General features: G+C 38.0%; 11 protein-coding genes and 1 tRNA gene. 8 read left to right on the forward strand and 4 right to left on the reverse strand.

All coding sequences use genetic code 11. The features are described 5' to 3' along the window. Window positions 1-11: 11 nt before the first annotated feature. The 3 genes from FN831_RS25410 to FN831_RS25420 all read right to left on the reverse strand — a co-directional run bounded on the left by FN831_RS25410 (window position 12) and on the right by FN831_RS25420 (window position 3,195). On the reverse strand, window positions 12-1,223 hold the full coding sequence (locus FN831_RS25410) for a bifunctional 3,4-dihydroxy-2-butanone-4-phosphate synthase/GTP cyclohydrolase II (RefSeq protein ID WP_142531024.1): 1,212 nt from the start codon (window positions 1,221-1,223) through the stop codon (window positions 12-14). Window positions 1,224-1,347: 124 nt separating this feature from the next. Next, a complete protein-coding gene (locus tag FN831_RS25415; RefSeq protein ID WP_142531025.1) occupies window positions 1,348-2,784 on the reverse strand; it encodes an LptF/LptG family permease in 1,437 nt (478 codons plus the stop codon). Between the two features lie 30 nt (window positions 2,785-2,814). Further along, window positions 2,815-3,195, reverse strand: coding sequence for an START-like domain-containing protein (locus FN831_RS25420; RefSeq protein WP_041882351.1), 381 nt, complete (start codon window positions 3,193-3,195; stop codon window positions 2,815-2,817). A 103-nt stretch (window positions 3,196-3,298) separates the two neighbouring features. On the opposite strand from FN831_RS25420, the gene FN831_RS25425 reads away from it, so the two are divergent. The 8 genes from FN831_RS25425 to FN831_RS25460 all read left to right on the forward strand — a co-directional run bounded on the left by FN831_RS25425 (window position 3,299) and on the right by FN831_RS25460 (window position 9,369). Next, window positions 3,299-3,372 (forward strand) — tRNA-Met (locus tag FN831_RS25425). A 262-nt stretch (window positions 3,373-3,634) separates the two neighbouring features. Continuing rightward, window positions 3,635-4,450 (forward strand): hypothetical protein, encoded by an 816-nt coding sequence (locus FN831_RS25430; RefSeq protein WP_142531026.1) that lies wholly within the window; start codon window positions 3,635-3,637, stop codon window positions 4,448-4,450. 102 nt (window positions 4,451-4,552) lie between these two features. Then, entirely contained in the window at window positions 4,553-4,999 is a 447-nt protein-coding gene (locus FN831_RS25435; protein WP_142531027.1) for a hypothetical protein, read from the forward strand. A 1-nt stretch (window position 5,000) separates the two neighbouring features. Continuing rightward, window positions 5,001-6,815 (forward strand): DEAD/DEAH box helicase family protein, encoded by a 1,815-nt coding sequence (locus FN831_RS25440; protein ID WP_142531028.1) that lies wholly within the window; start codon window positions 5,001-5,003, stop codon window positions 6,813-6,815. A gap of 261 nt (window positions 6,816-7,076) precedes the next feature. After that, complete coding sequence (locus FN831_RS25445) at window positions 7,077-7,628, forward strand: hypothetical protein (RefSeq protein WP_142531029.1); 552 nt, start codon at window positions 7,077-7,079, stop codon at window positions 7,626-7,628. 252 nt (window positions 7,629-7,880) lie between these two features. Then, window positions 7,881-8,279 carry a hypothetical protein gene (locus FN831_RS25450; RefSeq protein WP_142531030.1) on the forward strand — a complete coding sequence of 133 codons (399 nt, stop codon included), beginning with the start codon at window positions 7,881-7,883 and terminating at the stop codon, window positions 8,277-8,279. Between the two features lie 133 nt (window positions 8,280-8,412). Next, entirely contained in the window at window positions 8,413-8,901 is a 489-nt protein-coding gene (locus tag FN831_RS25455; RefSeq protein ID WP_142531031.1) for a hypothetical protein, read from the forward strand. Next, the gene (locus FN831_RS25460) at window positions 8,902-9,369 is read left to right on the forward strand and encodes a hypothetical protein (RefSeq protein WP_142531032.1); all 468 of its coding nucleotides are present in this window, start codon (window positions 8,902-8,904) and stop codon (window positions 9,367-9,369) included. It begins immediately after the preceding gene. A 416-nt stretch (window positions 9,370-9,785) separates the two neighbouring features. Here the strand turns inward: FN831_RS25460 and FN831_RS25465 are convergent, their stop codons facing one another. Beyond that, window positions 9,786-10,466 carry a hypothetical protein gene (locus FN831_RS25465; protein WP_142531033.1) on the reverse strand — a complete coding sequence of 227 codons (681 nt, stop codon included), beginning with the start codon at window positions 10,464-10,466 and terminating at the stop codon, window positions 9,786-9,788. Window positions 10,467-10,965 lie beyond the last annotated feature (499 nt).

The raw sequence follows: 10,965 nt of genomic DNA on the forward strand, positions 1-10,965 counted from the left end.
CGGCCTTTCCTTTATCCTTTCATAATGGTGTGACCCATTTTATCTCTTTTCGTTTTCAGATAAGTCTCATTATGTGTGTTGCTCAATATCTCAATCGCAATATTCTCTACAACCTCTAAACCATAGCCGATCAGCCCTGCTCTTTTTGTAGGGTTGTTAGACATCAGGCGCATCTTTGAAACGCCCTGTGCCCTTAGTATCTGTGCGCCTACCCCATAATCACGTTCGTCACCTTTAAAGCCCAGTTTAATATTAGCTTCAACGGTATCGAAACCGGCATCCTGAAGGTTATAGGACAACAACTTATTTACAAGACCAATACCGCGGCCTTCCTGGTTCATGTAAACTACAATTCCCTTACCCTCTTCCTGGATCATTTGCATAGCCTTGTGCAATTGCGGACCGCAATCACAGCGGCAGGAACCAAATATGTCTCCGGTAATACACGAGCTGTGCACACGCACCAGTACCGCTTCATCAGGTGTCCATTCACCTTTGCTTAAAGCAAGATGTATAGCATTATTCTCCAGTTGCGTATAGGCCGTCATTTTAAAATCTCCCCATTCTGTAGGCAGGTTAATGGTAACATCTTCCCTGATCAGGCTCTCCTGATTAAGACGGTATGCGATCAGGTCTTTAATGGATATTATTTTCAGCTGATGCTGTTCGGCAATCTTTAATAAATCAGGTAACCTGGCCATTTCACCATCATCTTTCATAATTTCTACCAGTACCCCGGCAGGTTCCATACCCGCAAGTACAGCCAGGTCAACAGCCGCCTCGGTATGCCCGGCGCGCCTCAGTACCCCGCCATCTTTTGCACGTAAGGGAAAAATATGCCCGGGCCTGCCCAGTTCTTTAGGATCTGTAGCCGGGTTAATTAGTGCCTGTATAGTTTTAGAACGGTCTGATGCCGAAATACCCGTTGTACAGCCATGTCCGATCAGGTCTACTGAAACCGTAAAGTTAGTTTCATAGGCAGCGGTATTTTTACCTACCATCAGTTCAAGATCCAGCTCTTCACATCTGGCTTCAGTGATGGCTGCGCAGATGAGGCCTCTGCCGTAGGTAGCCATAAAGTTGATCACTTCAGGCGTGGCATTGGCAGCAGCAGTCAGAAAATCGCCTTCATTTTCACGATCTTCATCGTCTACAACAATTACAACTTTACCAGCTTTTATATCTGCAACAGCATCTTCTATTGCGTTCAGTTTAATTTCCATTTTGTAGCGTTTTCATCATTGTACCTAATCAGAATGCAATCCAATCAGATAACAATAAACAAAGTTACAACCTTATATGATAATATGTGTGTCCAAATATCATGCGTAAGTAAGGAACACAAGACTATTTGTGGGCCTGTTTCTTTTTGCTGAAAAGTTTGTTGAAAAAAGCCTTGTATAAGCTGATATCAAACAGTGCAGAATCCACTGTTGCCTTGTAGGTGAGGAATGCCCCTACCGGACTGAGCACAAAAACTGCCATCCAGATACCCAGTATCGGATTGATATTGCCCTGGTTGGCCGATTTCTCTGCTACCGTGGTGATAATATGATAAAAAAGGAAGAAGATAATGGCCATTACCACAGGCAAGCCCAGTCCGCCTTTCCTGATGATGGCCCCCAGGGGCGCCCCGATGAAAAACAGCATCAGGCAGGACACAGCCAGGGTAAACTTGCGCTGGTACTCAATCCGGATCCTGATCAGGGTTTTAATCCTTTCTTCATGATCGGCAACCCTGCCATCTGTAGTTTGCTCCACTGATTTTGCCTGGTCCAGGGCCGACTGTAAGGTGGCCACCCGCTGTGCAGCCGGTACGGCATTGAGGAGTGCACCTTTCACTTTTACCGGGGCCATTTTGATTTTGGTATATCCTTTGGTGTAATTGCTCTGCTTAAAATACGTACCAATAGCAATCCTGGCGAAGCGGTTAACGCTGTCCAGTTCCTTCTTAAGCGAATCACCTTTATGTTCAAGCCCCTTAAGATTGAGCATCTGGTTGTTTGTCCTGAAACTATTCTCATCCGTGCGGGCCATCTTAAAGCTGGAAATATCAAACTTTTGAGCGGTTTCGCCAAAGCGCATCCTGGTGAGCTGCTGTCTGGGATTATAGGTAGCATTCTGACTGCTCGATTCCTCATAACGCACACCATCCTTCAGTTTCAGCACAAGGAACTGCTTATCTTTAGTGGTATTCATGGTGCCGCTTTTGGCAATGATGATCTTAGGCACACCATTATTGCTGGTATGATCATAGATCATGATGCCTGTCAGGGAAACACCGTCCTCCCCTTTTTTATCCACCCGGATTGAATACTGGGGAATACTGTTATTGAATACCCCTTCCTTAATCAGGAAAGACAACTTCTTGTTTCTTACATCCCAGAGCAGCGACCCAAATTTCAGATTTGCCTTGGGCAGCATATACTCTGAAAAAAGGAAGGATGAAAAAGCTATACAAATGATCAGCACCAGCAGTGGCCGCATGGCCTTCTGCAGGGATATACCCGCTGATTTAATGGCCACCAGCTCGTAATTCTCCCCGAGTGTCCCAAAGGTCATGATGGAAGACAGTAAGATGGCCAGCGGCAGCGCCATAGATACGTTGGCGGCGGATGCATAAAACATCAGCTCCAGTATAATGTACCATTCAAAGCCCTTTCCTATCAGATCATCAACATATTTGAAGAGGAAGAACATCAGTAAAATGAACATTACCACTAAAAATGTGACCAGGAAGGGCCTGATGAATGCTTTCAGCAGAAGTATATGAATCTTTTTCAATATACAAATGTAGACATTGCATCTGAAAAATTATGCACCAATTACACTGTGCAGGTAGGTGATCTGGTTATCCCAGATTTGGGTTCTTTCTTTTAGTGTTTCTTCGGTAGCGAAATCAGTGATTGAAAGTGCTACATCATTTGTTAACTCATCCTGCACGATTTCCATCTCAAAATAGCAATGAGGCTCATCATCAATCCATTTGAACTTCACCATTTTATTCTCTTTAAAGCTTAACATTTTGGCCTTTTGTACTTCGTCATCCCATGTAAATGTATACACCTGGTCACGAAATACAACATCATCTGCAAACCACTGGGACAACCCGTTTGGCTCACTGATGAAACTAAACAAAATACGCGGAGACGATTTCAACTCATATTCTAATGTAAATTTTTTCTTTTCTGACATCTTAAATCGCTTATATCTTGTTATTTGTAGATTATTTTTTTATTTTTTTCTAAAGGAAAGTATTTTATTCTATATTTGCAACTCTTTAAAAAAACAAGCCCACGGCGGGGTAGCTCAGATGGTTAGAGCGCAGGATTCATAACCCTGAGGTCGGCAGTTCGATCCTGCTCCCCGCTACTAAAAAGCCCATCTTGCGATGGGCTTTATTTGTTTTAAGGCGGTTTTGACGTGCTTTATTGAAACATAAGCTTCCGACTAATATATGGTTATTAATTAAAGAATACGCAAAATCAAACTATAATTGGCGCATCCTTTGGCGCACGCCAAATTGATGGCGACACAATTATCTTAAACAAACTATATCTAAATCTTAAACCTCTCCTTTAAATAAAGGAATTCAACATTTTTTTGGATATTGTTAATCATAGCCAATTCCAATATGTCAGATTTTAAAGTCGATGTAGATTTCGATAAATTAAAGGAGTACTTTCCTAACCTTTCTCCTCAACAGAAAGCCCTTTTAAAAGAACAAGGAGGCATCACTCTCAATTTCGAGTTTGAGATGGACGATTCTGTTTATGAAGAACTATACCAAGGACTACTGAAGATCCTTACAAGGTACGAGCTGCAAGAACACATAAATGAGCTATACTACATTGTCATCACACTGGACAATCAATATCAGGACATCGAATATTTATCGAGGGAAAGATATAATGATGACCAGACGAGCAAGGAGGTTGCGCAATTTCTCCTTGCCTTTAAATCTGCTAAACCTAATCAAGCATTTCAACTTGTGGCAAAATCACTGACTGAGACTGCTGCAATTAAAAATCCAATTGTTGCAAAATGGATGACACAACTGATTTTAGATGCCATTGAAAATAAGAATTTTCCTTTTGAGGTTTTTGGGGAAAGGATTTTACTTCATCTATTTGGAATGGACTTTTCAAAAGAAAAAAGTATTTCAATGGATCGATTAGAAGCAACGTCAAACTTAAAAATTAAGAAGCCTACACATACAGACTTATTATTCAGATTTGCTCTACAGCTCAGAACATACCTAAATGAATTTACAGATGTAAGAACTACTGGCTCTGTTGTACTGGCAAATGTACAAGCAAATATATTCTTCGATATTTTCGAGATGTTAGGATACTTTCACAGAGATAATATAGAGTCTGAACCCAAGGATTACATGCATGCAATATTTAGGAATCAAATAAAGTCATATACTTCATTATCAGGGCAATAAAAACCTCTTAAACTACTCAATTAGTATTGCCCCAAGCCTCTCTTCATCTAAGCACTTTTGTAATGCGATCAGCAATTAAGCATGATTGTTAAACAAAAAAAGATGATTAATAACAATGAGATTTCGGCATTATATTTCGCCAATAAGGTGGAAGGTAGAAGCCACCTCGACCCAAGAAAAGGTGTTTTCAAAATTGTTTCTATTTCTGAAGGTACCTGCTTCAGAAGGCCTGCAACTATGGCAACTGTAAAATGGAAGCTGAATGAATCGGACGCATATGCTGACATCAATTTCAAAATCCAATTAGAAACTCTGAAAACAGGTCTTACCCCCCTTGACACTACTGACATTGTTGGAAGAGAAATCAAAATCACTGAAGCTACATGGCATCCTGCTGTTCCCCTATTTTGTGTAACATGGGAAATGCTACCAAAAGAAAGTTCGATCATTGATCATCTGAATGGTTTATTAGCAAAAGGAATTTTTCCTTGTCTTGATAGTTTTGATGACTTCGAAGATGATGACATTCAAAACTGGGAGGAATACTAAGATGGAAAGAGTAAACCTAAACCTCAGAACGCAATACATAACTGATACAGAAATGTTTAGAAATGGTACTCCTAGCAACTTCATTATTTTCAAGAAACTTTGTGGTACTGGAGCCACACATGGAGAAGCTAAAGTATACAAACGTCATTCAATCATAATTGTCCCAAACACCCCGGTACTAAAAGGAAAAAAAGAAGCTATTGATGAGAATGGAAATAGCAAATACCCTGACATCTTCGTTGTTTACGAAGGTGTCTCCAAACAAGAGGTTGAGGTCTATCTAAATGGGCAAGTCACTTTCAAAAAAATACTTTGTACGCCTGAAGCCTACATTTTGAAAGTAAAGCCAGCAATCGAAGAAAATAATAATTTCAATTTATTTACCGACTTTTTCATGCTTCTAGATGAATGCGATAAAATTACTAAGGATGCAGACTTCAGATATAGTCTCGTTGCACCCCTTGATGATTTTTTTCAATTTAAAAACAAAGCAATGATTTCTGCAACCGCACTTATACCATCAGACAGAAGGTTTGAAGAGCATAATTTTAAAAGGCTTTACGTTAAACCGAAATTTAATTACAAACAGAATATCACGATTTTTGACACTAACAATATCGTAGCAACATTAAAAGAAGAGCTTGCGAAGGTGGGCGAAGAAAAGGTGTTTATATTCCTAAATAGTGTTGAACTGATCCAAGTAATCATCGAATTGCTTCAAATTGAAGATTTTAGCAAGGTATTTTGCGCCGAGAAAAGCAAGGTAAAGCTAATAGATAGCGGTTTTTCTAATGTGAGTACCGAACTAACAGACTTCAAAAAATACAATTTTTTGACCTGCAAATTTTTCAATGCTGTTGATATTGATTTAGAGGAGAAGCCTAACGTGATCTTGATTACTGATGTACTTAGGAAAGCATTTTCAATGCTGGATCCGTACTCGGACTCTGTTCAGATCGTTGGAAGATTCAGAAATGGGATAAAGAACGCAGTACACATTTCAAATTCTAACAAGAACCTGAAATGGAAAGAGAAGCAAAGAGCAATTTCTTTTATCAAGGACGCTTACGACACCTACAAGGATCTGGAGGTCATGAAAGCAATTACAACAAAAGAAGGTGCTATAGTAATTCTGACTGAAGCTATGACTGGATCATTTATACACTCTTACATCAAGGAAAATGGTGAAGTTGACCCATATCTTGTCGACGGCTTTCTTTTGGATCAAGCCATCACAGGTTATTACACGCATATAAATAAGCTTAATCGCGCTTACCTGCACAGTAATTTTTTTAGACCGACAGTTATAAAAATGAATTATAATATCAATGATGCTCATATCATCTCAATGAAACTGAAATCGACAGCAAGTGCATTGATTCAAAATATATCAGAAATATTAAGAGCTAATGAAAATGCACCTAGCAACGGAGTACTGAACTTTGACCTTGGCAGATCAAATGAGGTAATACGCAAGCAACATGCTGATATCGCAAATTTCTACGATGTTATAGGATTTGATTCTATGGCAGAATTAGAGTTCAATAAATCTGCGATCAAGCTAAAAGTGAAAAAGACAGAAAAGGAACTGGAAAGGAACAATCCCAAATTAATTTTAAAGATCCAGTCATTATACAAACCTGACGAAACCCCATCGGAAATGGAGATAGCAGCTGACTTCCAAGTTATATACAATGACTTAGGAATTTGTGAAATAGCTAGACCAAGTCACCTTACCCGATACTACATCGCGTCAAGAACTTCAAATGACCAAGGGATTAAAGTCTGGAAAATTAAAGGAAAGAAAGTTTTGTAGAGCATATCCAAAAAATACACTAAACCCATTATTTAAGAGCCCCATTTAATTTTTGGATACAAGTAAGCACCAGTTCTCCTTGGTGCTTTTGTTGGTATTACCCGAATCTGGTAGTCAGCGAAAAAAAATTGTGTGAGATTTTTTCACACAGTCACTATAGAAATGATCCCCCACCTTGATGTCGATGTAAAGTTGTTTCCTCCTATCTTCTTATGAGGGACAGCTTTTAGAAATTTTTCACTTAAAAATCTATTCAAGATCATGGAAACAAAAATCAAACCTCCACCAACCAAATCTAAAATTCCAAGAATCAATCATGATGAGAAGATTGAGAAAGCTTACTTTATTATTGTTGAGAAAGCTATCAATCTTTTAAAGACCTTCGAGAATCCTGAGCATCGTACCTATTGTCAGATGGATCACAGTAAAAATGAACTCAATAACAATATGGTGATAGAGTTTCTCTGCTTTTTCTGGAACATTACTTTGCAAGTTGCCCCTCATAACAATAGAAGGCAGATCGTCATAGACATTGGTACAGAAGGGATCAACAACTTTGGAAAGGAGCTGACTACATCTTTACTTCGCAAAATGTTTTCTGTGGCTACGTCAAAGACACTGGTCTCAGGGGAAGAAAATACGCTGATTATAAATTATCAGCCTTTGCCGATCCTAGACTATTACTATAGGACTGTAGCCCAAGGTGAAACAGAGTACATCAGTATTAGTACGGTTGCAATAAAATCCGATGACAAATTCGATTTATTAGAGCTGGATTTATCTGAATCTTTATTACTTTTGGATAGAAAATAACTAAAAGCAACTGAAAAGAAATAAAAATTAAATAAAATATAAGCGTTAACTAAAGTTCTTGTCTAAGAAACCTGAGAAATTTCAATGTACAACGAGAACAGAAGACTAACGCCTTACGTGATAAGCGTAGGGTGTAATCTATCTGTTTGTACGGGCTTCTCAGGGCCTCTTAGACGGATCAAGGTTACAGTCCTGCGCTTATTGTGTTATGTAACCATCGAATAGGGACCATTCGAGCCAATTAACCTTTCCATGAAATTATTAGTCTCTATTTTTTTATTGCAGATTTTATTCTTTACTACTGCTCATTCACAGGAATGTAAATCCACCTACAATGTTTCCATAAAAAATTCACAGACAAAGGAGGTTCTAAGTCGGACAACTACCGTTGCATTCAAATCCGGGTGGCAGATGTGGCTATTAACTAATGATGCCTCTTATAAAACCAAAGCGAATCTAACTTACATATTTGCTGTTGTAGTTTTGCCTACGAGGAATTTAGTTTTAAGAGCATTCAAAGGTCAGGGAGCAGATTTATACTGGTCTGGGGCATCTCCTTACGCTAACTGCGATGCGATCATTCTTCTCAATAACTTTCCTGTAACGGATATAGACGGCAACAAAGGCATAATTAAAAAAGCCTCTTACTAGCTTTACTTAGTTCTACCTAGTCAATAAATATTTCCATTAACAATTTATCCAGTACATATGATGACTTTAACAGAGGCGACTATAACATTAGGGATAGCCGGAATTGCACTATTAATAATAATCATAAGAAGATATGGCAATAAATAAAAACAACACCAGCACCGCAGTTCAGTTGATTAGCCGAACAATTTTTTGCGGCCTAATATTACTTGTGCTATGCGTAGGTAAGACTAGAGCTCAATCGGCATTAAGGTTCAAACTATATGAGAAGGAAGTGGTATTCGATGAAGGTTATCTGGATCAAAGTTTCGCTTCCTTAATGAATACTAAAAGGGCACTTATAAAGAATAGAGACCAAGCTTATGCAGAATATTACAATTTCAAGGCAACAGTAATTCGAGGAAATAAATCCGGTCAATATATTGTAGTTGATAACCTGCATCGCTTTAGCTTATATCCCTTTGAAAGTAATTATTATGCTCAAGAAGGCACTGATAGATATGAATCTTTACTGAATGAAGCAAAAAAAGCCGGTACGTCAGGCCAATTCAAAAAGATTAATAAGCTTAGAAATGATATTCTAGGATGGATTATTGACTTAACTATTGTAAATGGTCGATAAATGAGCGTAAACAAATATGCACTGATATTATTACTGATGGTTGTTTTCAGCTTCTCATCTGGCTATGCTCAAAGTAAGAAGAGGGTTCTAAAGCCTTCTTCTTATGATTCAAAGATGAATGCTCATTATGATTTCGATTATTTAAAAAGATTGAATGGTAAATACCCTAAAGAAGCACAACTTTTGGGCAACAATGCTCTTACCCGTCACTTGAAGGTTCTCTTAAAGGACAGATTTATATTTTTGAAGAACACTTGGGCAGTCGAAACGCCTATAGAAATCAAAAATAACATTTTTCAAGCTTGGGGATGCCAGCAGCACAATTGCGACCAAACAAACTTCCTTATTGTCGTAGATCTAAATAAAAATGTGGTTTACTGTGGCATTAAAGAGAATGGCATGATCAAGACCTTTTCCGAGGATAACAGTTATAATCAGGAACTATTTGATTGGAGTAACAGAAATTAAAACGATAACAATATTTATGAGAAAAGGAGCTACAGTAATGTGGCTCTTTTTTTTTATCAAAAATTTATGAAGCGATCAAAAATATTATGGCTAATTACGCTGGCGGTACTCATTCTGCTATCAGTATGGTTCTACAATAGAGTTAGAGAAGGCCGAGAAACGGAGAACAAAACTCATAATGGTTATCCATTTTGACAGAGTTTTAATATCCTCACAGCATACCTTTTAATAGTTAGGAATGAAAGGTAGGCTCCTGCCTTTCATTTTCTAGCAACTACAGATCATTATTCAGAATAAACTTATCAATTGTTTGGGCATGGAGGTTCAATAACGAAACGGAACCTGACCATAATGGAACGCCATTGCCATCTGAATTTATAAAATTGGAATAGTTGCTGCTGGCTTATTTAATATATTTATAGTTGATCTTTATACGCCTTTTCATCCCGCTTTCTTTGAGATAGAATCTGCAGAAAGAAAAATATGCCGCCTAAAATTCCAATTGGAAGAATCTTAGGTTTTTGTAAAAGCATATAACTTAAAAGGATAAGCCATCCGCAACCTATGGTCGTTAGAATAATTGTTCCAAAAGTACTTATTAATAAGCTGGGCTTTATTGTGACTTTGTCATTGTCTGTAGATCGATTAAAATTCTGAATATATTTAGAAAATAATGTTAAGACAGAATCTGGAGTTCCTATATCCTGATTATCAAAATTGTAGTCCTTTCTAGAACCATCTCTCAGATACAAACCGAGATAAGATTCATTTAATGCCTCAGTACATCGATATGACTTGATACATTCATATCGGTGTTCAATAATTGTTTTACTATCATCTGAAGGAATCTCAATTAGCATTTTATTTTTATCAAACTCAATTGTGCAATCCTTGGTGTAAGGATGCCTGAATTGCCTCTTGAAAAAAACTGGTGCTAGACATACAATCAATGCTCCAATGGTTAATATTAGCCCCTGATGAGTATACCATGTTATAATTGCCATTATGGAAAGTCCAATTAATAAATAGGTATAGATAAAATATCTGTAACGATTAGCATATAACAATTTAATTGTAAGCTTGGAATATTCTATCATAGATATTGATTAAGTATAAATATTCAAAGTTAGGGATTAGTATTATATATACCAGCAACAATATCGGCGTCATTGAATAACGACAATGGATTAAGAATCAAAATGGCATCGGGTACAGAATTTTAAAATACGATTTTACTGCATAAATCTGGCTACCAGTTATTAAATATAGCATCCTAAATCCTCCCCTCTCTCATTTTGGTGCTTACAAGGAGAAAGGGGAGTTTTAGTCTTTATAAAGTGCTGTTACAAAATGCCTACTGTTTTACAAGGGGCGATGCTTACAGTTCGTTCTATCATTAGGGTTGTGGGGTCTGGACAAAGCAACACGCCGGAAATATGGTATTCCGCATTTGTAAATGGTGCATTACGAATGCCAGATATGCCTTCACTCATCTAGGATAGGGAGTGTAAAGCGAACTGTGTCAACACCACTTCTTCCTAGGTGGAGGCGGTCAGCCTCCACCTAGGAAGAAGTCGCCGAAGGCTTTAAGTCGTT

This window comes from Pedobacter westerhofensis (assembly GCF_900182595.1).
Lineage (GTDB): Bacteria > Bacteroidota > Bacteroidia > Sphingobacteriales > Sphingobacteriaceae > Pedobacter > Pedobacter westerhofensis.

Bases quoted from the DNA above. Each gene is read 5' to 3' on its own strand.
- FN831_RS25440 (WP_142531028.1), top strand. From the start codon at position 5,001: ATGGAAAGAGTAAACCTAAACCTCAGAACGCAATACATAACTGATACA.
- FN831_RS25460 (WP_142531032.1), top strand. From the start codon at position 8,902: ATGAGCGTAAACAAATATGCACTGATATTATTACTGATGGTTGTTTTC.
- FN831_RS25430 (WP_142531026.1), top strand. From the start codon at position 3,635: ATGTCAGATTTTAAAGTCGATGTAGATTTCGATAAATTAAAGGAGTAC.
- FN831_RS25410 (WP_142531024.1), bottom strand. From the start codon at position 1,223: ATGGAAATTAAACTGAACGCAATAGAAGATGCTGTTGCAGATATAAAA.
- FN831_RS25445 (WP_142531029.1), top strand. From the start codon at position 7,077: ATGGAAACAAAAATCAAACCTCCACCAACCAAATCTAAAATTCCAAGA.
- FN831_RS25420 (WP_041882351.1), bottom strand. From the start codon at position 3,195: ATGTCAGAAAAGAAAAAATTTACATTAGAATATGAGTTGAAATCGTCT.
- FN831_RS25465 (WP_142531033.1), bottom strand. From the start codon at position 10,466: ATGATAGAATATTCCAAGCTTACAATTAAATTGTTATATGCTAATCGT.
- FN831_RS25450 (WP_142531030.1), top strand. From the start codon at position 7,881: ATGAAATTATTAGTCTCTATTTTTTTATTGCAGATTTTATTCTTTACT.
- FN831_RS25455 (WP_142531031.1), top strand. From the start codon at position 8,413: ATGGCAATAAATAAAAACAACACCAGCACCGCAGTTCAGTTGATTAGC.
- FN831_RS25435 (WP_142531027.1), top strand. From the start codon at position 4,553: ATGATTAATAACAATGAGATTTCGGCATTATATTTCGCCAATAAGGTG.